Raw genomic sequence first — 22,904 nt, forward strand, 5'->3', positions numbered from 1 at the left:
TATGGAAGCCAGTCGATCTTCCGCTTCTCTGCTCCCCAAAAGTCGACTCCTGTTGTACACAATAACAGGAGTCATCCTTCTAATTATCATGTCATTTCTCTCTATTTCTCTGGGTGCGGCAGATATGCAATTTTCAACTGCTTGGGGAGCCGTTTTTGGCTTTGATGCTGCAATTACAGAGCATCAGATTGTTAGAACGTTCCGATTGCCTCGAACCTTTGCAGACATTATAGTCGGCAGCAGTCTTGCCCTTTGTGGTGCGATCATGCAGGGAACGACGCGTAATTCATTGGCCGACTCGGGACTGATGGGGATCAGTTCCGGCGCGGTGTTTGCCATAGCGCTGAGCATGGCCTTTTTCCCGGCCTCTACTTATGGTGTGACCATGTTCTTTGCTTGTATGGGGGCAGCTATTACAACGGGACTGACATATTTTATTGCTTCAGTCGGCAAGCGCGGAATGACTCCCCAACGATTGGTACTGGGAGGAATGTCCATTTCGATGCTGTTTGGTGCATTCTCCCAATTTATTGCAATCAGATACCAATTGGGAGAATCACTGGCATTTTGGACGGCAGGAGGAACAGCAGGAGCAACTTGGAGTGAAGTCATGTTTGTTACTCCTGTTTTTCTGGCAGGTGTCATTGCGTCCATTGTGTTGTCCCCATTCGTAGCTGCCATGAGTTTAGGAGAAGAGGTAGCCTCTGGATTGGGATTGAAAACCAGATATATTCTACTAATGTCAACGATTGTAGTGCTTGTTCTAACGGGGTTGTCGGTTATCGTAGTAGGCCCTGTCGGATTTGTCGGCCTGATAACCCCACATATTGTCCGAGGGCTAGTTGGTGTGGACTATCGTTATATCATTCCGGTATCGGGCATATACGGTGCTCTCTTGACTGTTTCAGCGGATCTGGCAGGTCGTCTGATCAATAAGCCATATGAAACGCCGATTGGCGTCACATTTGCTGTAATTGGTGTTCCCTACTTTCTCTACCTGGTTCGCAAGCAGAGGAGGGAGATTCAATGAAAGCACGCCGATCTCCCGCAGTGAGAGCTGTCATCATGATGCTGACCACGTCGATTATCATCCTTGTCATTGCATTGATTAGCATCAATTCAGGAAAGATGAATCTGACGCCGCTTGAAGTATGGCAAGTGTTCATTGGTCAAGGAACAGATCAACAGAACATGATTGTATATGAATTTCGTCTTCCTCGTATTGTGCTAGCGGTCATTGTCGGTATGGGAATGGGAGTCTCAGGCTGTGTAATGCAAACATTGTTGCGAAACGATATGGCTAGTCCCGGTACGCTGGGGATTAATTCTGGAACAGGGCTGTTCGTCCTGATTTTCGTGGTGATTTTCTCCGTGCAAGGTGTTTCTTCTGCGATTATTTTACCGCTTCTAGCATTCGTTGGCGGGATGACAGCAGCTATTTTAATTTTTGTTTTGGCTTATCGGCGTGGAAGGGATATTTCTCCTACTTCATTGATTTTAACAGGTGTGGCTTTGGCAAGCGGATATAGCGCATTTACGATCATGTTGACGCTTAAGCTGGATCATACTCAGATGGATTTTATGCTTCGCTGGTTTGCAGGGGAACTGTGGGGAGATGATTGGAGATATTTGCGTGTCTTAGTCCCATGGACCCTCATCCTGTGTCTGTATGTTTTCTACAAATCCCGGGTGCTTAATGCATTGAAACTTGGTGATTCATTGGGCAAGGGACTTGGAGTGGCTGTAAAACTCGAGTTTATAGGTTTAGCCGTTGCGGCGGTTGCCTTATCTTCAGCAAGTGTTTCACTTGGCGGAAACTTTTTCTTTGTTGGACTGATTGCTCCTCATATTTCCAGAAGACTGGTGGGTCATAATCATAAGTTTTTGGTGCCAACCTCTTGTCTGACTGGAGCCATGATCGTATTGTTGGCGGACACGATCAGCCGTACGATCAGCTTCGGTGCAAATATTCCGACAGGAATTTTAATTACGATCTTGAGCACTCCATATTTTTTGTATTTGTTGTCAAAAGCAAATTGAGTAGAGGAGGAATAGTCTTGGATGAACTTTACGATCTTACGATCATTGGCGGTGGGCCAGCTGGTCTCTATGCGGCCTTCTATAGCGGAATGCGAGATATGAAAACCAAAATTATTGAGGCTAATGATGAATTGGGTGGCGTATTGCGTACGTTCCCGGAAAAAATGATCTGGGATGTCGGCGGCACTACGCCGATTCGCGGCGAAGAATTAATTCGCAGGACGATTGATCAGAGCCAGACCTTCCAGCCAACCATTGCATTGGGACAAAAAATAACCAACTTCGAGCGGATGGAAGATGGCACAATTCGTCTATACACTGAGATAGGCGAACAGCATCACACCAAAACGGTACTACTCGCCGTAGGTTACGGCATACCTAAGCCAGTTAAACTCGAATTGGAAGGTGTAGAACGTTTTGAAGTAAATAATCTGTTCTATACAGTGACCCAAATGGATTATTTTCGCAATAAGCGTGTCCTCATATCCGGGGGTGGCGATACAGCGGTGGATTGGGCGAATGAGTTGGAGGGGATCGCAGCCGAAGTTGTTATAGTTCATAGACGTAACCAATTTGGCGGTCACGAACAGCCTGTTAAACAAATGCTGGATTCTTCGGTCAGAGTATACACACCACATACCATTTCCGGTCTACATGCGAATGCTGCTGGGGATGCTATAGAGTACGTGACGATATCTCGTTTAGATGAGAACGGAGAGATGGAGAGTGAGAAAGAACGAATTGTCGTGGATGCAGTTATTGTAAACCATGGTACACGTAGTGATTGGGGAGATCTTGGTGGCTGGGAGATGGATCGAGGCGAGTGGAACAAGTTCAAAGTAAATGACAGAATGGAAACCAGTTTGCCCGGTTTTTACTGTGCGGGAGATGCTGCGGGTTATGCAGCAAAGATTGGTTTAATTGCTACGGCATTCAGCGACTCCATTATTGCGGTCAACCAAGCCAAAGCCTATATTGATCCAACTGCCAAAAGAATGGCGTCGGTTTCTTCACATAGCGATGTATTTTATGAGTGGAACAAGGCGCTTCAGGAAAATAAGTAACATTTGTGAAAAACATAGCCGATCAGGCTGTGTTTTTTATGTTGTGTGAACAGAAATGCATGGTCATCTCAAAGTTTAAAGCCTATAAGTTGCTCTAAGAACCGAGTGTAGCGAATAATAGTAGATGACAGAACAACCTTCTAATCGTAATTTCCTGATATTTCCCTTTTCTAAAGGGAAATATGGGGAAAGATGAAAAAACATTACATTTATTGGACATTTTTAGCATAATTCACACATTTCAATGCCGTTTATCCTTAGAATATTAACATTAACGCGAGTACTCCGGCTGGGTCATGTCGACTGGCTGAGGATTGGCAAGAACCCATAACACAGCCAACTCGGATAATCGGGCAGGCGCATCAAAATCGTATCCATTGCGAAGCCTGCTGACCAAATCTGCTGCCTCTTGGAGATGTGCCAGGGCGAGTGGCGCACCAGTGCTCAGGTGATGAATCAGTGCTTCCAGCATCTTGCGATACTCCGCATCCCAGTTTCCTCCGCCATTATCCAATACTTCATGGGATACGCGCCCTGTGATGCGGATAACCTCTCCTTGTACTGTTTGCGCATGTCCCTGGGCCGGGATGAGATATTCCCACAACTCTTGGTGCTGTTTGGTCCAAGTGGTTGCCTTTACCTGAATGGGAGTAGTCCCATCGTGCATGATCCGATTCGCTACCGGCTCGACATCAAATAACTGGTACAGTTTGATCAGCGCGTCTGAAACTTCATCGACCTTGTCCTTATTGAACTTCTCACGGACGAATTCAAAATCCTTACCGATCCGCTTCACCGATTCTTTCATATCCGGGGTGACCGATGCTCCAGCATCTAGCAGAATTGCGGCAATCTCTGCCAGATTGACTATATCGCTATTCCTGCAATTGACTAACCCCTTAGCTAATGGCGTATTTCCCTGCTTATTTTGTACGTTGATAGTAGCGCCTTGGTTTACCAACTCTTGAACCACTTTGGTTCTATACCCATTGACCGCTGCATGTAACGGTGTTTCATTTTGGTAATCCACAGCGTCCAGATCCGCACCTAATTCAAGGAACAGGGGCACATTTCCTGACCAGTGCGAGGCATGGGCATGTAAAGGCGTGCGTTGATATTTGTCACGTGCATTAATGTCTGCCCCTTGCTCTACCAGCCAGCGAACCAATTCATCCGAAATATGCCGAAAGCTGAGGGCTGTACCTTTGCTGTAGCCCCCGCGGGCATCCCATTCGCATTGCTCGAAAACCTCTTTTACAGTAGCGATAGCATTATCCTTAACGAGTTTTTCCATATGAGCAGGTAAGGTTGCTTTCTTCTTAGCCATTACACTCTTCCTCTCCTTTGTAAATAACAACGTATATTCTAATGGTAGGCTATGACGATTTAAGAGTAAGTAGATAATTTTCTGCAAGTTTATCACAGAGAGGAATTTAAAACCAATAACTAGGTTTCTTCCGTCTAAAGCAAGGCTTCCAATCAAGATGAGACGTTGCTTTGTGAGGCTGTGTTATAATTTTAGATGAGTTTCATATGGTTGATGGGTTGAAAAAAAGATATTTGATATAATCGCCGCAATTCGTGCGGTAGGCTTTTGATAATAGGAGGATCTATGTCCTGGAGCAAATTGAAGCAACAACTGGAGAGTTTCCTTAGTCCCGCGTTAGTTGGAAGGGTGGAGTACCGTGCAACCAGCTATCGCTATTCACCTGATAAATCAGGAAATTGCTATATTACCGTAGATAAAAAGAATGTACTCAACATGAGTGATGCAACAACTGCAATCCGATGGTATCAGACGGAGCAGGAGATCAAGAGCGACCCGGAGATCATGATTCCTGTGACCCATGAAGAGATTGAAGCTATTCGAAAAGATTCCAAAGGGCCCATTCCCGAGGATCGCCTTCAAGTCATGGCAAGAAGCAGAAAAATCTCTGTACATGCCAAAGAGCTGATGTTGGCTCAGACCGCACTCAGTAAATCGAATTTTACTGTTGCAGCTACGACGTATTTATCTACCTCTATAGAAGATAATCTGGAGAGTAATGATATCTTGTTTAATATTCTGGCTTTGATGGACAGACGCGTTGGCAAAAAGCGAATTTTGAATATGTCCGAGCAGATCAAGTTAAAGCACCCAGCTGTACAGTATTTTTATGAAATACGGCGTAGTACGTTGTGAATTAAACTGTGTTAACGAGATATTTCCTCTAAAAGCGCTCCCAGGATGCAAAGAAGACTGGCGATAGTTTGGCAGGAGGATCATGACGGGTATGAATAGCAATCAAACACATTTTTTTTAAAAGTGGTATTTAAGCCTAAAAAGCTAGCTTATGTAAAGAAAGAAGATTAGGAAAAACTCCTGTTTTTCCTCGACAGGTTCTCATAGTTGAGAAAAATTGATTTTATCAGTTAAAAATTTTATTTTGACGAATTGTAATATGAAGTGCGACACCTACTGGGAATAAATAAAAAGGGGCCCATGGCCGGATTCGTGTAGAATGAAGTCACCACAACACCATTCTACACGAATCCGGCCATGAGCTACAGACATCTTAGCATAATCGAACGCAGTAAGCTAGAAATCCTCCACAGGCAGGGTAAAAGCTCAAGAGTCATTGCGAAAGAACTGGGTAGGCATCCATCGACGATTTGTCGTGAGTTAGATCGTGTGGCTTCATCACATCCCTAACAGGCAGAACAAGCTCAGAACGTTTATGAGGAGCGACGTAAGGCTTCGGTCTCTCCAGGGAATTGGTCCGATGCCTTGGCAGCTTCACTGGAGGAAAAATTGGAGGCAACGTGGCCTCCAAAACAAGTCACCGAACGTTTCCGCATCGAAGGGCGGCATGCAGTCTCTTTCAAAACCATCTATCGCTGGATCTATTCAGGGTGCTTGGTTCGAGGTGTATTACAGGTTCTTCGGCACAAGGGTAAGCGTCAGAAACCCGAAGAAACGCGCGGTAAATTCGCCATTGGAAGAACCATTTCAGATCGCCCGAAAGAAGTCCGTTCCCGTGAAACGTTTGGACACTGGGAACTGGATACCGTTGTATGGGATCGTGGGAAAAGTAAAGGCTGCGTAGCGACGTTGATTGAACGCAAAACACGTTTAAAATACCGCTGTACTCATGCCCGACCGCACCGCCTTGTCCATGGAAATTGCGCTCGGTGTAGCGATCTCACAGTATCCCCCAGGAACCTTCCTCACAGCCACGGCTGACCGAGGCAAGGAGTTCGCATACTATGCCAATTTGGAAACCACCCATAACCTGCACGTTTATTTTGCTGATCCGTATTCATCCTGGCAACGCGGATCCAACGAGAATGCGAACGGGTTGCTTCGAGAGTTTTTCCCTAAAGGTACCGATCTTGCGGGGATGGATGTTGATGATCTCGCCCATTCACTCCATCAAATGAATCACAGACCCCGAAAATGCTTGGGTTTGAAGACAGCTCACGAATCTTTCACAAAGGAACTATCGCACTTGGTTTGACAATCCGTCTTTTAAAAAGAATCAACTATTAATTTAATGTGAAATTAGCCCGATATATTACTAAACTAATAATTGTTGGAGTGATTTTGTTGAAAGATCAAGAAAGCTTATATTTTGATATTTGGAGAAAAGCAAATTTTAAAGATTTGTTACGAGCTTATACCGCAGCAGTAGAAAATTATAATGATGGCGAAATTGCTACAGGGTTTGGAAATACGTTAGATACCTATGTTGAGGGTGGAAAGAAAAAGTATACTGGGACTCCAAAACAATGGAGTAGCGCATACACTCTAGGTAGGGAACTGGGAATATTTAAAGATGGAAAGGATCGAAGATATGTATTGTCTAATTTAGCAATGGATTTTTTGAAAAGTAAAATAGTCTCACACGAGTATTTGTTGATTTATTTACTGAATTTGAACCAATTGATAAATGGAAAGGTAGTACATCCTCTTAACGAAGTGCTTCAACTATTTAATGAAAACAAAACTATTGAAAAGAGCTCTATATACAACATAGAAAAATTTCATTTATACAAAAGAACACTTGATAATAGAAGCCAAATAACAAATATTCTCCTAAACAGAATGATAGATGCAAAAATTATTAGAAAGTCTCCTACTAAGGGGCATTATGAATTATATAAGTATCCTTTAGAACAATTAATAGAATCTTGTGTTACTTGGAGTAAATCTTCTTTTGAATTTGAAAAATTAACCCACAACGATTATGTTGAAATGGTAAGTGCGCCCAATACAATTATTAAACTGTACAGACTAGGTGGTTAGTTGAAAATGAAATTGATGAATAATTTTGTTTCTGCTCTATTAGCAAAACCTTTTGTAATATTAACAGGTAGTTCAGGTACAGGGAAAACACGCTTGGCTCTTCAATTTGCGGAAGCATTAGAAGAAGGAGATATTGAAAAAGATAAAAACTGGGTGAATGTTGTAGTTAATAAATCAGGGAGAATAATTAGTTCTGATGAAGAGGAGGTTCGTGATCTTTGCGAGCAATCAAATAATTTCACTGCTAAATTTGGAGAAAATAATTTCACTGTCAATATAACAATGAATATTCAGGTATCTAGTGAGAATAGAGATTTTTATGATGCAATAGGTGATAGTGATAAGAACAATATACAATTAGCTGTTGCAGAAAATAAGGATAGCAAACGATATATTCATGTACCAGTAGGTTCCGACTGGACAGATTCAAGAAACCTTCTTGGATATGTTAATCCATTCGGAGCCAAAGGCAAGAGAGTTTTTGAAATTTCACCTGCACTAAAATTAATATTAAAAGCGTTACACCCCAATAATAGATCAGTACCCTTTTTTTTGGTTCTTGATGAAATGAATCTTTCTCATGTGGAGAGATATTTCAGTACATTTCTCTCGATAATGGAAGCAAACCGTAGTGTTAAATCTAATGATGATCTCGGAATAATAGAAAAAGAAAACGTTCCATTAATTGCAGAGACTATAGCAAATGAAGAGAATGAAACCTACGAGTGGACAATCATTAGAGAATCTGCTGAGATACTGGCACAACAAGGTAAAGGTATAGTTCTTCCATCAAATGTTTTTATTATTGGTACAGTTAATGTAGATGAAACAACTTACATGTTCTCACCAAAAGTACTTGATCGTGCTCATGTAATCGAATTACAAACAGAGTCCCCAAGTACTTTTTTTAAAAAAGAAAATAAAAGAATAAAAATCGAAAATAACTCTAATATCATGCAGCTATTTGATGAATCAATACAATACCGAGATAGAGAAGGTTCCTCTGAAGATCATCCACTAGATCTCCTTCAAGCCTCTATGCTTAATAGAGAAATTTATGATGAGATGACTCAAACTTTAGAAAACTTGCTTGATGGAGTTTATAAAATTTTAAAAACAACAAATTTTGATTTTGGATATAGAATAATAAAGGAAGTTATTGAATATATGGCCATGTGTAATAAAGTAGATGTAAATCAGGACTGGCATGTCTCACTTGACTATGCCATGTTACAAAAGATTTTACCGAAAATCCATGGTAACAAAAGACAAATAGGTGTTTGTTTGGATACTTTGGAGGATTTCCTAATGGGGAATGCAATTAATCACTCTCTATTAGGTGTTGAAATATTAATTGAAAAAACCGAAATTAAATTAGAAAAGTCATTAGAAAAAATAAAAAAGATGAAAAGAAATCTAGACTTAACGGGATATACTTCATTTATTAATTGAGGGATAGAAAAAATGATAAATATTAAACGACTCTTAATTAAATGGCCTAACTCTTTCTATGAATTGGAAATAGATTTTTTAAATGGTAAGGAAGGAGAAAGGGTTTCTGTCCCTTTAGACTATGTCTATAATGCAATAACTGAAAAAGATGATAAGTCTATTGGATATTCCCCTGCAATTGGTATTAGATTAGATAAAGAAGGTGTCTATTACCCAATACAATTAAGGGAAAATACTAATTATTTTATTTCCGTTACGATTCCATTTACATTCGAATTAGAAGCAAAGTTAATTGATTATCTTAACGGATTTCCTTTTACCAATTTGAGGTTATCAAGCAATTTTAAGGTTAGTCCCATAAAAACATGGAAGGAAGATATCAGAGATAACCAAAAATTTATAATTATAACTGGTTCTCTTCAAACTAAAAACCAAGTAGGTATCTTAGATTTGTCTCTGGGAGAGCGGGAAAATCTTTTTTGCGAAGTTGCTTCATCGAAAATTAATTACCAAGAAGATTTCCAATTGTTATTGACCGATATTGCAAAAGAATCCACTGAGATTTTACTGCAGATGGGAAATTTAACTGGGTTAAATTTAGATGTTCAAAATGAGAGGGAAGCAGATTATTTAATCATGATGTTCCATCTAAGAAGCTTATTTAATGCAGATGAATTGCCTTTAGCTTTGAGTACTGTACTGAATAATATGCACTCAAAAATTGTGAATGAGAATGAAATTGTTGACATTTCACTTGTAAAGCAGCCCAATATACACAAGATGGCCTCTCAAGGAACAACTTTACCTTTTAATAAGGGGGGAGTATTAGCTTCGTTATTTAATGGTTATACGCCAATTAAAATGTTTGAAACCAATAAATACGAAACTGTTGATACACCTGAAAATAGATATATCAAACACTTTTTGACTGAAGTTGAGAGTTTGTGTAAGAAGCTGTTCATACAATTACAAGGAAAAGCTAGTAAAGAGAAGACTAATGAGATTGTTTTTAATTCAAACTTAAAAGAACTGGATGGATGGCTCAATATTATACATCAATATTTATCAGAACCAATATGGAATCAAATTCAACAATTAAATCATATCCCTTCGAATTCCCAGGTTCTTCAAAAGCGAAAAGGATATCGTCAGATACTACAATATGATCTTAGGCTACAGCTAGGATTAAAGCTTGCATGGCATCCTAGCATGGTCCTTGAGCAAACCTTAGCTGATGTTAGACCAATTTACGAGCTATATGAAATATGGTGTTTTATTAAATTGAGAAAAATATGTATAGATATATTTGGAGCTGAAAAGGAAAATACTATTATTAAAGTTGAAAAAGATTTATTCAGCATAAATTTAAAAAAAGGTAGAGAAAGTAAAGTAGTATTCAAAAAGAACTACGAAGATAAAGTTGTGACCGCAACATTATTCTATAACAAGGAGTTTCAAAAGCATAGTTATAAGTCGGAAATGTCATACTCTCTTGCTTTGAAACCTGATTGTTCAATCAAACTTGTCCTTGATAACAAGGAAGGATCAGTTGAAACCTTCATTCATTTTGATGCGAAATATCGAATTGATTTTTTTGAATCCAATAATAAATTGATTAGCAAAAATGAAGATATTATAAAAATGCACGCTTATAAAGATGCTATTCGAGGCTCATCTGGAGCATATGTTTTGTATCCGGGAACGGAAGAATCACTTTATTTTCAATTCCATAACAGGGCTATTCCTAGTGTGGGAGCATTTCCCTTAAGAACAGATAATGATATTGATTTAGAGAGAATTAAATGTTTTATTGAAAAAATAATAGATGAAATAGAAACAAATCAGAAATGTTAAAAAAGAAAAAATGTGAAATAGTTACGATAACAATTTAATAATTTATGATTCAAAACATCATGTTAAAAGAAAACACCAAGTTGAAATTATACCAACTTGGTGTATTGAAGTAGTTCATTGACTGCTGTAGCCAAAAGTTTTGCAAATTTCGGTGGAACGGCATTTCCAATCATCTCATAATTTTGAACCATGCTACCTAAAAATTCAAAATCATCATCGAAGGTTTGTAATCTAGCTGCTTCACGAACAGTAATGGATCTTGCTTGATCAGGATCAGGATGTATGTGTCTCAAACCGTCCTTCTTTAAATGAGCAGGGATTGTATTACTTGGTTGGTCCCAACGCAGTACAAAATATTTATGTACGTTGGAATTTTTCCCAGTCATTTCTGTATATAGTTGTTTTAGTGAAACAGCACTAAGGTACCTAGAATTCCCTGATTTAATATCCTCAGCTAGCGTACGGAAAATTTCAATATCTCGTTTATTGTGAAATCTCGGAGTATGACCACTAAAAGAAGATGCGGTGGGAGTATGTGAAAATTTTAATTTCTTCGTCGAATCTTCTTCTTTAATAGGATAGAACGAAGGCAGGTCGTGAATTGCATCGTAAACTGTAGCTATTGTGGAAGATTTGTATTTTGCAAGTGTGTTATTGTAAAATTCTAAAAGTAAACTTTGATTACGATTTTCATCACTAAAGTGGTCCCTGCTCAATCCTACTAAAATAACTCTCTTCCTTTTTTGGGGAATCCCATATTCAGATAGATCTATTAAGGCGTTTCCCCGGATATCATCAATAATATCAAATCCATGATCATTGAATCCTTGTTTTATTTTATCAACGATATTTACTCCATCTGGACTAGCCGATAACATACCCTCTACATTTTCAAATACAATCATTTTAGGCTTGTAAATTTTCACCATTTTTAAATAACTTTCAAATAGATAGTTCCTGTAATCATATCTCATACCATCTTTGTCCTGAATTCTGCCGGCCATAGAGTAAGCTTGACAAGGAGGTCCTCCTATAATTAAATCAATCTCCCGATCACCGATCACCCAATTTAAACCTTTATTTGTACCAAACTTTTCATCATCTTTCCAACCATTTATTAATTCATGAGTTCTTTGTATATCGAAGTGCAGAACCTTACTTTGTGCGTTCTCATATTTATATTTTTTACTCAAACGATTAATTAAAGTTGTGCAAGCTTGCTTAGCCCACTCTACACTTGCTATAGTCTCATACATGCCACTTTGTTCAAATCCGTCAAGTAAACCTCCACAGCCAACAAACAATTCTAAGGTGTTTATTTTTTTTGGTTTATTATTTTCCATATATGATCTCCTGTACTTCAATTATTATTCGAAACTCGTAGAAACTTGATATTCTTGAGGCGCCAAATTATTCTTTTTTTCTGAGGATTGCAATTGGTTTAATATCTGCTTAGCTAAATTATAAGTAAGTAGTGGAGGCACAGCATTACCTACTTGTCTATTTTGTTGAGTTTTTGTGCCCAAGAACACAAAATCGTCAGGAAAAGATTGAAGTCTAGCATTTTCTCGAATAGTAGGAACTCTGTTGTATTTATAGTGAAAATGATTTCTATGTCCTGTATCAATAGTACGTGATGGTCTTTTACTATGATATCTTGTCCATGCTTCATTAAACTTTCTGCTTTCCCCGACTCCTGGAGGGAGGTCTTTATAATTACCTCCTTCAGGTACTTGACTAATAACCGACTTAACATATTCAGTATGTTTTGTTGCAGTATGGTTATAGAGTGTATCAGCATTAATTCTCATCATTTTTTGATAATCACTTTGTGGATCTACAGGATAATAATCGTTTTCTTTTCCTAACTCATCTTCAAGACTTGGTAAGTCAGAAATCGCTTGTTCACATGTTACGTAAGTTTCAGGGGTGTTGGTAGGATTTGGAATTTCGAAATTACCTAAATCTTTTTGAAAACCGACAAAAAACATTCTTTTTCTCATTTGTGGGACTCCATAATCAGCTGCCAGTAGAGGCCTATCAGTAACTGTAACATTGTAACCAAGGTCTTGGAACGTATTTATTATTTGTTCTTTTACTTTTCCATTATATAGAGTTGCCATACCTGGGACATTTTCGATTAAAAAGGCTTTAGGTCTATATCTTTTAACTGCTTTAACTACAGCAAGATAGAGAGAATTTCTAGAATCATTGATATCTCTGGAGCCAGTCAGAGAGAATCCTTGGCAGGGAGGACCAGCGATAATGATATCTACATTTTTGGAACCTATGTTTTTTTCTATATCTAAAAAAGCTTCATCTGTTGAGAGATCTGCCTTTATTGCTTGTGTTTCATTGTGGTTATATTTAAACGTTTGTAATGCCGCTTCGTCAAAATCAACGCCTAATATTACATTGTAACCTGCTTGGATAAATCCTTGTGATAGTCCACCACAGCCACAAAACAAATCAAGAACATTTAAATTACTGGCTAAAGTCTTGTTATTCATTATTTATCTCCTTATAGAACGTCTGTTTGGTTGTATATATGATTTTAGTTAATAGATGTGATATTCGCAAGCCTTAAATATGTATTGTAGCATTTTTCGTCAAAAACTAACATCGTAATTCAAACTGGAATTTATGGCAATATTGACTTTCCGGAAACTTAATAGTATATCAATTTTCCTTTGACCATTTTCGCACTTCGATTGATGGTATGGGAAATCTGTTCAATATCTGTTCCTTGTAGATATAAATATAGGGTTTGGTAGCGTTCATACATCCGGCGTTTTTTCTCTTGTTTCATCGCGTTTTCGATCTCTTGAAAGGATTCTCTATGGTCCAATATATTCCCCTGCCTGTCTGAAGTTATGGTCTATATTACTTCGACAAGTAGCCACGAAATCTTTAACATCGTTTTCTGATTTTTAATTCAACTTATATAGATGCTATGAAAATGTTTATTTGTTAAAGTAGAGATAGCTAGCAAGGCTAATAAAGGGTTACAAATTACAATGGCTTATTTTACTTGGTACAAGTATTGAGAAAAATTCTTATAGTGTTTTTAAGATCGGACTTTACAAATACCCGGCTAAATAGCTTATTTCCTTAAGTTTCACTGACCCTTAGCTCCCCCAAAAATTAAGTTAAATACTTTTGAGGTTATTAACACAGTAAAATGATATACAATTTCAAATTAGAATGTTTGTATTCAAGTTTATTATTGTTTATTATTGCTTGGAGGTGAATGTAAGTGCATTCGGAATTTGAATTAAAAGTACTTTCTGAGATTGATTCTATGAAAAATGAGATCGATACATTAAAACAGGCAGTGTTTAATTTGAATGAGAAAATGAAAAAAACACATAAAGTGCTTGATACTCCTAACGATAAAACTGAGAGAATGTCTATCAATAGTGTTCGAGATTATATTAAGGGCCAATTGATTAACAGAAACACTAAACTTAGGTTTACAAATGGTAATCGTGCAATCGGGAAATTAACGATCTCAAACGGAGTATCAATTATTGAGAAGATTATGATTCGGGCTTCAAAATCCTTCAGAGAAAAAGAGGGATACCCCTCAGGATGGTTCACAATTCACAGAGACCAACTTGAGCAGTATGATTTGTTTTTTTTAGTAGTTAAGGATTTTAGAGGGGAATTGTACACACTAATTATGAATGAAAATGAAATCAACAATTGGGTAGGCCATAAATCAACAGATTCTAATGGTAATTATCATTTCTATGTTAACTTAATACAAGGCAAGTGGATTGATGATAGAGAAGGAGAGTATGATTGTACTAGTTATTATAACAATTGGGGTTTAATTGAAAATATGTTGCAAAAGGGGGAAGGGTAAATCCCTACAGGGACTTCTTTTTACGTAAAACTTTATGTCCATCTCAAAATCTCCCGTTTTATATTTCTAGGAGACAAAATTACACAAGAAGGACACTTACTCTAAAGTTTCCATCTTGTGTAATTTGTGATTTTGTGTGTGGATGATTAGAACTCTCTCACATCAAAATGTTAGCATACTGGTTTGGTATTCAAAAGCTTAGGTCAGAACTTACAATATGAATTAATACTAAACACTAAAATCAAAATTGTAATTATTTCCTCCTGAGTGTGACACTGATACAGTATTTCTACCATAATTGTTTAAATCGTTCATAGTAATTCTAGTGGTATTAGATACACCAATTCTGCCTCTTAAATAACAACCGAGGGCTGATTTGTCTCTGGCTGAAGAAATTTGTTTCGGATAGGTTCTTCCTGAAATATTTTGAGTACCTTCAAGGGAACATTCTATAATTATACCATCATCCCACGTTGTTATAATAGTGCTACCATGAGAAGGGAAAAAAGTAGGATGAGTTTTGAAAAAACGATTGGTTAATGCAATGTAGGCATCGGGCAAACACACATGTCCATCTGAAAACCCCCAATTTAATCCTGCTTGCTGTTGTACTATACCATCTCTCACACTGTATAATTCTAAGTCTGGCATAATCCCATTTCCTTTCTATTATTATGTATTTGATGTTTAATCAAGGTGTAGCATATGAAAAACAAACAAGTACCTGAAATACCATTACAGCTCTAAAAGTGCTACTGGTCCAAAATCGTTTGATCTAGCATTAAAATTCTTCACTATCGAATTGTTCCTATACTAGGATATAGCCTTGCGCTCCAAATATTTTTTTTTGTAATTAGTTCGGCTCAAATTCGTTGTGATATTGTTATAAAATGGAAGGCTGTTTAATCTCCTTTCTTGCTAAATATTAGGTAGACATTTAGTATTAAATTTTATCTGTCTTTCTAACAATAGTCCAATTTACCTAGTTAATTCGTAATACTAATATTGCCACAATATCCAACAATGATCAAGTGTGATGTTCTTGGTTTTGCTACATTTACAGCCTAAACTATTCAAAGTAAGTAGGCACGTAAGGAAACAATAATTATTTCTTTAGACCTAGATGGTATCCAAACATTGTTATTTACAAATCAAGAAATCTTTTTATAGGTAACAGACTTTTGCGAGATTGGATAAGTTGGTATATACAGTAGGAAGGTGACCGTAACCTTTGTACAGTGTGGCAGTCTAATTGTGTTTGTGAGAGAGTAGCGCACCAATCAGCAAACCAAGGGTTGCTCTTTGATTCCATCTTACATCATAAAGGTCTAGGGTATGAAAATGAATGTTTGTCAGAATACAGGGAGCAGTCAGTAACAATGTTAATATCTTGATATAGCTTTTAACTATAACCAGTTATGGTTTTTAAGTATCTCTTCTAACTGCCCTCGGCGTGATATGATAATTGCATACAACGAGGGGGTTTTTTACATGACTGATAAGTTCCAGATCGTAGGAAGTTTATTGCGGCCGGATGAGCTGCTGAAATATAAAACACAAATTGAGCATAACGATGATATCCAATATCCGTTCTATGAAAACTACGAAGGATATGAGAAGTGTGAGACGGAGGCTATCAAACAAGTTGTGGCAAAGGAAATCGAACATAACTTGTCCGTGGTTACCGATGGCGAATTCTCCAAATCGATGTGGCATCTGGACTTTGTATGGGGATTTGGCGGAGTGAAGCGTTATATCGCGGATCACGGCTATTTTTTCAGAGATGTGGATGGAACGTCGAAATATGAAACACGCAAAGATATTGGACTGCGCATCACTGACAAATTGAGCGGAAAGAATCATCATTTCATTCAATTGTTCAAACAACTGCAAGACACGGCTGGTGAGCAACAAACGAAACTTTGTGTGCCGTCTCCATCTCATATCTTCGGTGAACTTTCCTGGTCGGATAACATTGGCGGTACGGATTCTATATATCAGAACAAACAGGAGCTCAAAGAGGGTCTTGTGATTGCGTATAAGGAATTTGTAGAGGAATTCGCTGCTGTGGGCGGCAATATTCTGCAATTCGATGATTGCTTGTGGGAGCTGTTTGCAGACGACAACCCGAACTCTCCGTTTACAGGGGAGCACATTAATCAAGATGAAGTATCAGGTCTCGCAACCGAATTTATTGATATTAACAATACCGTGATTGACTTCGGACATAGCCTGGGCTTGAAAATGTGGACACATAACTGCCGCGGCAACTATGATTCCCGCAACATGGGCGGTGGATCGTATGTGAAAATCGCTAATCTTTTCCTGAAGCAATTGAAATATGACCGTTTCTTCCTGGAGTGGGATGATGACCGCGCGGGTTCGATCGAAGCCCTGGAAGTGTTCAAGGACAGACCTGAAACGGAAATTGTATTAGGGTTGCTTTCATCCAAAACGAGCACACTCGATGATGAAGCACGCGTTGTCCGTTTGCTGGACGAAGCATCCAAAATTATTGATAAGGATCGGTTGCTGCTGTCTCACCAATGCGGCTTTGCATCCTGCGATGGCGGTAACGAATTAAGCGAAGCTCAGCAATGGGCGAAGATTGATCAGGGTCAGAAGATTGCCAAGCAATACTGGAACAACTAAATGGAATCGCACCATCTTGAATGAATAGAGATGACTCATGGGCCGTTCATGGACCTGTGAGTCATTTTTTTTGTATACAGTCGAAGACAAGGTTGCTTTTATACCATAGGTGAAGAACCAGAGAAGGCTCTTCCTGTTCTACTGGACAATCTGGCCGGAGACCGCGCTCGTGTCGCCATGTATTCAATCCCTAGATGCGCGCGCAGGGTGAGCCCGGTTTTGCTAACGTCGATGCTTTCGGAGTTGCTAAATCGGGAGAAACTGAAGATTACGGTCAGAAAAGAGGCCATCCGGCTGCTCGGTGCTTATACAAGCAATGACAGCATGACCTTCCTTGTTCGGGAATACGAGAAGCCAAATACTCACAAAGACGTCATTATCGCCATTGGACATGCGGCAAGGCAATGTCTGGATGATGAGCGAAGCTGGACCATGATGAGTACGATGGCTTCCTCTTCGGAGCGGGATATTGCCCGAAGCTTGTTGAACCAGTAGCCCAGTGAACTTCCGCTGAAATCGAGTCCACGGTATTTGCGATGGATTACAGGGATCGCAGGCCATGCAGATCCGATTGTAGCCAGAGAAGCTTTTCGCTCCATGATCTCGTGGTTGAACGGGAATGAAGAAGTAATCGCCACTTGTGCCAGTAGTACACTGCTTGATTTCCAGGATAGTACCCGATGGAAGGCAGCGTTGGACACCCTTATTGCGGCTTGCTCGGAAGGCAAAACAGACGAACAGGTGATCGAGGTTTGCAGACAACTGGCTGCCACAGAAACGGTAGACGAATGGAATGCGGGGAATGAGCGAGATCTGCCAGAGCGGCAGCGTTTGCTCGCATTGATCGACAAGGTAACCTCGTTGTCTCTGCCGGAAAGGAGGATGCTTGTTCCTTTGTATGCAGGCATTATTACCTGTCTCAAATCTGATGAAACCATGAAGCTAGCGGTAGTCCGGTTGCATCTGGCTATGACAGACTGGAGCAAGGCGGACCTGGCGATAGACGGCTTGGAGCCTGTCATTGATATGGTGAACAGACAGCCGTATGTATTGGATTTTGTGAAACGGAAGGTCAGTCGTATCGTGAATGCAAGCAAAGGGTACTGGAAGCGGGAGGACCTCCTTCAGATGGTGGATCAGTTGAATACCCGGCCTCACATGGCCGCTTTCGGTGTAGGGTTATGTCTGTTGAAGATCGCCGGTGAGGGATTATTATGGAATGAGGACTGTACGGACCGTTTAAGAGTATATCGAAACCATGAGCAGGAAGCTGTCCGTTTGATGGCTTTGGATATATGGACAACTCTTGAGTAGTATAATGAGACAAAAAGGCGGTACAGAATCGTTCTGTACCGCCTTTGATTGGTTCGGAGATTAGAGTGAGAGCTTTTGAGTGTGAGACAGGATTGAGGATGAGATTGCAGGCCTTAAAGGAAATAATTTACTTTAAAGCGGAGAAGTGCTAGGATATGGTTGAAAATGTTATTAAATGGAACTAATCATCCTTGTCAAAACGTTGAAAACGCAAGGGGGCATCCGGTATTGAACATCATATTTGTAGTGGATATTTTGCTCAGTGGTCGAGGTGGAATGGAAACAGCTCTTTCGTTAATCTACCACGAGCTCAAAAAAAGGCATAATGTAATGGTGATCCTGAAGGGGAAATCGGAAGATAGTACCTGGGAAGAGGGCATCAATACCATAGCTTTGTCTCAAAAACTAAGTGATTTTATCCCGCGGAATGTTCTGTTAAATATCTACTCGGCTGCCTTGGCCAATGTAATGAAAGATCTGCTGCCAATGGATATTATCGTATCCACAGGGCCCACTGGAGTCAAAGCGGCATCGATGGCTGTCGAGCGATTAAATGTACGCGTACCTATCGTAAGTTGGCTACACTTTAATCTGGATATGTATTATAGATTCTTTGAGGATTTACGGGCCGCCGATGGACATCTGTCAATTAGTGAAGGAAACTTGAAGGATTTACACTGTGTTTTTCCTGAAAAACGAAACTTATTGGTCTATAATCCTGTGAAGTTCGATAACGTAACTTATGTGGCGAGACCGTCTCATCCTGTATTCTTGTATGTTGGCAGACTGGCCAAGGTGAAGAACGTGGACCACATCATGAAGGCTTTGTCGTCGCTGCAGAGGAAAAACTTTGAACTGCATATTATAGGAGACGGTGAAGAATACGAGCCGTTGCTGGAACAGTCCTATCAATTGGGAATACAAGACCGCATCGTATGGCATGGTTGGCAGCATGAGCCGTGGGATAGGGTGAACGGCGTAACATCTGTACTCTTGGCGTCCGATACAGAACCGTTTGGATTGGTATTGATTGAAGCACTTGCGAGAGGTATTCCTGTAATCTCTAGCGATTGCAAATATGGTCCAAGAGAGATTGTGAGAGATAATAATGGATGGCTCTACGAACCGGATAATGTGGAGCAACTGGCATCTATTTTGGAACATGTAATGGACAATGGACAACCTTTTCCATCACCAGAAGCATGCAGAGAGTCAGTGAAAAAATATGCTGTTCAGAGCATAGCGGAGCACTATGAACAAGCGTTGTTGGATATCGCAATGCAAAGAGAAGTACAGCACGAATAAACTGTTCACAAAATATTCAAAAAAACAGTTGACTTAATAATTGAATAGCAGTATTCTAGAAAAAAATTCAAATTTATGTAATTAAATACACCTTGTAAAATACCTTGAATTACACTCCATAGATTTACCTCTTACGCTTCCTTTCCTTATTTCTCAACTAGACTTAAAGTGCAAACAATGTGTAAGACAAGTCTTCATTCCATTTCTTCTTTTCTGGTTTTTCTCTTGCTACTTCCTCTGTAACATTTTTAGTTCTTGTATTGCAAGCGCTTACAGATAGTTGTTATGAGAGGAGGTGAGAACATGACTAATTACAAAAAACCGACGTTTCGCAAATTGGAGTCCGCCGCAATCGCCCAAGCAGCAAGCTGTGGGTGTGGATGTGCATTTTCAGTTGGCGGCGGCTATGGATCATCCTGCTAATCATTTATTATTCTTCAAGAACGCAAGAAGAGGCCGTTTAACCGGCCTCTTATCTTAATTACTGGAGGCTTGTTGATGCGAATTGATGAACGATTGCATATTCCAAACGTCGCGGTGTATTACGAAGACGGACACTATGTCGTACATAACGTTCAACTCAACTGTTGGGTTGTGTATACACCAAGCGAATATGAAATTGCATCTGAATTGGTATACGGTGGCAAGACCGTTTCTGAATTAATGGATTCGGGTTTGGACGCTCAAAATGTGAAGCGGATTGCACGAAAGATGCTGATGTATCGTGTGGCTTATCAAGGAGAGAAACCTGAAGAATACAACGTTCTGGATACGTTGCAGAAGCAGGGAATGGGCAAAGTCGCACCTACCGCCATATATTTTGTGACAACATACAAATGTAATCTGAGTTGCATTTATTGTTATGCGGATAGCAGCCCGGAGCGGTCGATGAATGGGGATATGAATACGGAGGAAGCCAAGGATATGATCAGGCAGATCAAAGATCTGGGGACCAGTACAATCGTGTTTACAGGTGGGGAGGCTTTTATCCGCAAGGATATCATGGAGCTCATGACCTACAGCAAAGAAATTGGGCTTCGTGTGAACGTCATCAGTAACGGGACGTTGATTAACAGCCGTGAAAAAGTCAATGAAATTGCCAAGGTAATTGATTTGTTCACGATTAGTTTCGATTCCATGGACAAGGACGAGCATGAAGCGAACCGAGGCAAGAATACCTGGGATCGAGCGCGGAAAGCCATCGATCTTCTCCTTGAAGCTGGCGTTAAAATGAAAATTAATCAAACGGTGACGAAGCACAATAAGGATTCGATTGATCCTTTACTGGAGTTTGCCACTGAACGTTCCATTCGCTTGAATATTGTACCTCTTGCCACTTTGGGGCGTGGGGACGAACGTATGCAAGGACTGAGTTTTGCTGAACGCCGCCGTATATCCGACCGTATGTTGGATATTGAAATGGATGATGCCCACGAAGATTGCCATGCCTTAAATGTGAAGCAGTATGAACGGAGAAGACATTGCGGCCATGGTACAAGCGAGTTTTCTATCGATGCCAAGGGCAATGTATTTCCTTGCAAACTGATGCACTCTCCGATGTTTCACGCGGGATCAATTCGAGAGAAATCGCTCAGGGAAATATGGGAGACTTCCGAGGTGTTCGAGCGTTCGCGGAACAGGACGGTGCACACGCTGCCCGAGTGCATGAAGTGTACATTCCGTGAATCTTGTGGCGGCGGTTGTCGTGCTTTTCATTGGGGAGCAACAGGCGATGCTGATGGAACGTTCTCGCAGGATTGCTCAGGCATCCGACGCGGAATTCGTAGGAAAATGGTCGCTTATTTCCAACTGACAGGAGGTAAAACGAATGAATCCGTGCTTTCAAATAGCTGATGATGTGTTTTTTGATGAGAATATAGAAGGGGTGTTCATTCTATCCGATTCCGGAGAAGTATACGTTCTGGAGGATGATGTTAGTAAAGCGGTATGGAACATGCTTGCGGATTCACCACAATCCCTTGATGACATGTGCCAGCATACCAAGCAAAAATTCAATATCAGTGAAGATGACCATGTCGAAGACGATATCCGGGATTTCGTAACGGCATTATCCAAAATAGGAGTTCTGAAAGAATGCATGGTACCGGCAGACAAGATTTCCTGATTCGTGCATTGCAGCACGGGAAGCCGATTTCCATATTGATCGAAGGCAATTGCATGCATCCCCTGCTGGTTCACGGACAGCGTACCTCTGTGTATCCCCCGGATGAAATAAAAGAAGGCGATGTGGTGTTGGTCCGGGATCAGGTGAACCGATTTTTGGCTCATCGTATCCTCAGCGTTGAGAATGACTGTGTAATTACTTCAGGTGACCGCAATCACATATCGGATACACCCTTTCACCGATGTGATATTTTGGGGAAGGTGGATATTCCCGAAGATCAGCAGATGGATCAAAGTGCGCTAAATTCAATGTATCCATCATCTGAATTAAAAGTGGTTGTTCATCCTGATGCACTTGGTATAACAACGAGCAAAGCCCTTTCCCAAGCTTTTGCTGTGGATATTGTCATTGAAGAGAATCCGGTTAGTCTACTGCTGAGCTTGCAGGAGAAGGGATGGACTTCTGTTGCTATTCATGCGGGTGCGAGAGAACATATATCTGATTTGCCGCAGATAACAGGCAAGATGGTCGTCTTTGTTGGCTATGATGTGGGTAGAGAAGCAGATGCACCTAATGGCATCATTGGCTTGAGTGATGCAAGCTTCGTGGCAAGAACAGCAATCAAGTATTGGGATAACTTGAATGCAGAAGTGAGTGTAGCGGCAATTATAGGTTTTCATATGAGGAGGACAACATTATGTCATGGGTAATTACCGCCACATGCGAAGATGAGCGTCTGGCTAAATGTATTGTGGCTTGTCCTGAGGAAGCCATCCAGACGTCTCCGGACGCCAAACAATATTTTATTAACCCAACCCTATGTACGGATTGCGGTCTCTGCGATCTGGCATGCCCCGTTGCAGCTATTTTCCCTGAAAGTGCAGTACCCAAACAGTGGAAACACAGCATCGAAGAGAATCGCTTGTTTTTTCTCACGTAGTCATA

At 40.1% G+C, this 22,904-nt stretch carries 20 protein-coding genes and 1 pseudogene; 17 read left to right on the forward strand and 4 right to left on the reverse strand.

From position 1 onward, the window contains the following. Position 1: 1 nt before the first annotated feature. The 3 genes from PAHA3_RS18685 to PAHA3_RS18695 are packed head-to-tail and all read left to right on the forward strand — an operon-like array spanning position 2 to position 3,104. A complete protein-coding gene (locus tag PAHA3_RS18685) occupies positions 2-1,030 on the forward strand; it encodes a FecCD family ABC transporter permease (protein WP_062836259.1) in 1,029 nt (342 codons plus the stop codon). Then, on the forward strand, positions 1,027-2,040 hold the full coding sequence (locus PAHA3_RS18690) for a FecCD family ABC transporter permease (protein ID WP_062836260.1): 1,014 nt from the start codon (positions 1,027-1,029) through the stop codon (positions 2,038-2,040). The genes PAHA3_RS18685 and PAHA3_RS18690 overlap by 4 nt, the downstream gene beginning before the upstream one ends. Before the next feature lie 17 nt (positions 2,041-2,057). Then, positions 2,058-3,104 carry an NAD(P)/FAD-dependent oxidoreductase gene (locus PAHA3_RS18695; protein ID WP_082762893.1) on the forward strand — a complete coding sequence of 349 codons (1,047 nt, stop codon included), beginning with the start codon at positions 2,058-2,060 and terminating at the stop codon, positions 3,102-3,104. 271 nt (positions 3,105-3,375) lie between these two features. Here PAHA3_RS18695 and PAHA3_RS18700 read toward each other — a convergent pair whose 3' ends face one another. Next, positions 3,376-4,431, reverse strand: a complete 1,056-nt coding sequence (locus PAHA3_RS18700) for an ankyrin repeat domain-containing protein (RefSeq protein WP_062836261.1) — start codon at positions 4,429-4,431, stop codon at positions 3,376-3,378. A 285-nt stretch (positions 4,432-4,716) separates the two neighbouring features. Between PAHA3_RS18700 and PAHA3_RS18705 the strand changes: the two genes are divergently transcribed. From PAHA3_RS18705 to PAHA3_RS18725, 5 genes and pseudogenes are all read left to right on the forward strand, one after another. Beyond that, positions 4,717-5,286 (forward strand): SF0329 family protein, encoded by a 570-nt coding sequence (locus tag PAHA3_RS18705; protein WP_062836262.1) that lies wholly within the window; start codon positions 4,717-4,719, stop codon positions 5,284-5,286. Between the two features lie 357 nt (positions 5,287-5,643). Beyond that, positions 5,644-6,601, forward strand: a pseudogene (locus PAHA3_RS18710) (IS30 family transposase). Positions 6,602-6,690: 89 nt separating this feature from the next. Beyond that, positions 6,691-7,389: a hypothetical protein gene (locus PAHA3_RS18715; protein WP_062836263.1), complete on the forward strand. Its 699-nt coding sequence runs from the start codon at positions 6,691-6,693 to the stop codon at positions 7,387-7,389. Positions 7,390-7,395: 6 nt separating this feature from the next. Continuing rightward, the gene (locus PAHA3_RS30740; RefSeq protein WP_062836264.1) at positions 7,396-8,841 is read left to right on the forward strand and encodes an McrB family protein; all 1,446 of its coding nucleotides are present in this window, start codon (positions 7,396-7,398) and stop codon (positions 8,839-8,841) included. A 12-nt stretch (positions 8,842-8,853) separates the two neighbouring features. Beyond that, the gene (locus tag PAHA3_RS18725) at positions 8,854-10,695 is read left to right on the forward strand and encodes a DUF2357 domain-containing protein (protein WP_062836265.1); all 1,842 of its coding nucleotides are present in this window, start codon (positions 8,854-8,856) and stop codon (positions 10,693-10,695) included. A gap of 86 nt (positions 10,696-10,781) precedes the next feature. On the opposite strand, the gene PAHA3_RS18730 is transcribed toward PAHA3_RS18725, so the two are convergent. Next, entirely contained in the window at positions 10,782-12,038 is a 1,257-nt protein-coding gene (locus PAHA3_RS18730; protein ID WP_062836266.1) for a DNA cytosine methyltransferase, read from the reverse strand. A gap of 24 nt (positions 12,039-12,062) precedes the next feature. Beyond that, positions 12,063-13,205 carry a DNA cytosine methyltransferase gene (locus PAHA3_RS18735; RefSeq protein ID WP_062836267.1) on the reverse strand — a complete coding sequence of 381 codons (1,143 nt, stop codon included), beginning with the start codon at positions 13,203-13,205 and terminating at the stop codon, positions 12,063-12,065. A gap of 746 nt (positions 13,206-13,951) precedes the next feature. On the opposite strand from PAHA3_RS18735, the gene PAHA3_RS18745 reads away from it, so the two are divergent. Next, positions 13,952-14,563 (forward strand): hypothetical protein, encoded by a 612-nt coding sequence (locus PAHA3_RS18745; RefSeq protein WP_062836269.1) that lies wholly within the window; start codon positions 13,952-13,954, stop codon positions 14,561-14,563. Positions 14,564-14,791: 228 nt separating this feature from the next. Here the strand turns inward: PAHA3_RS18745 and PAHA3_RS29935 are convergent, their stop codons facing one another. After that, positions 14,792-15,214, reverse strand: coding sequence for a restriction endonuclease PLD domain-containing protein (locus tag PAHA3_RS29935; protein WP_082762894.1), 423 nt, complete (start codon positions 15,212-15,214; stop codon positions 14,792-14,794). A gap of 840 nt (positions 15,215-16,054) precedes the next feature. Between PAHA3_RS29935 and PAHA3_RS18750 the strand changes: the two genes are divergently transcribed. From PAHA3_RS18750 to PAHA3_RS18785, 8 genes are all read left to right on the forward strand, one after another. Beyond that, positions 16,055-17,215, forward strand: coding sequence for a hypothetical protein (locus tag PAHA3_RS18750; RefSeq protein ID WP_062836270.1), 1,161 nt, complete (start codon positions 16,055-16,057; stop codon positions 17,213-17,215). Positions 17,216-17,434: 219 nt separating this feature from the next. Further along, on the forward strand, positions 17,435-17,710 hold the full coding sequence (locus PAHA3_RS18755; protein ID WP_062836271.1) for a hypothetical protein: 276 nt from the start codon (positions 17,435-17,437) through the stop codon (positions 17,708-17,710). Between the two features lie 36 nt (positions 17,711-17,746). After that, entirely contained in the window at positions 17,747-18,529 is a 783-nt protein-coding gene (locus tag PAHA3_RS18760) for a hypothetical protein (protein WP_062836272.1), read from the forward strand. Between the two features lie 228 nt (positions 18,530-18,757). Then, a complete protein-coding gene (locus PAHA3_RS18765) occupies positions 18,758-19,834 on the forward strand; it encodes a glycosyltransferase (RefSeq protein ID WP_062836273.1) in 1,077 nt (358 codons plus the stop codon). Positions 19,835-20,332: 498 nt separating this feature from the next. Further along, complete coding sequence (locus PAHA3_RS18770; protein WP_062836274.1) at positions 20,333-21,688, forward strand: radical SAM/SPASM domain-containing protein; 1,356 nt, start codon at positions 20,333-20,335, stop codon at positions 21,686-21,688. Beyond that, positions 21,663-21,959, forward strand: coding sequence for a PqqD family protein (locus PAHA3_RS18775; protein WP_062836275.1), 297 nt, complete (start codon positions 21,663-21,665; stop codon positions 21,957-21,959). The genes PAHA3_RS18770 and PAHA3_RS18775 overlap by 26 nt, the downstream gene beginning before the upstream one ends. Continuing rightward, positions 21,929-22,669, forward strand: a complete 741-nt coding sequence (locus tag PAHA3_RS18780; protein ID WP_062836276.1) for a S24/S26 family peptidase — start codon at positions 21,929-21,931, stop codon at positions 22,667-22,669. The genes PAHA3_RS18775 and PAHA3_RS18780 overlap by 31 nt, the downstream gene beginning before the upstream one ends. Then, positions 22,657-22,899, forward strand: coding sequence for a 4Fe-4S binding protein (locus PAHA3_RS18785; RefSeq protein ID WP_062836277.1), 243 nt, complete (start codon positions 22,657-22,659; stop codon positions 22,897-22,899). The genes PAHA3_RS18780 and PAHA3_RS18785 overlap by 13 nt, the downstream gene beginning before the upstream one ends. Positions 22,900-22,904 lie beyond the last annotated feature (5 nt).

Origin of the sequence: Paenibacillus amylolyticus (genome assembly GCF_001570725.1) — a bacterium.
Classification (GTDB): domain Bacteria; phylum Bacillota; class Bacilli; order Paenibacillales; family Paenibacillaceae; genus Paenibacillus; species Paenibacillus amylolyticus_A.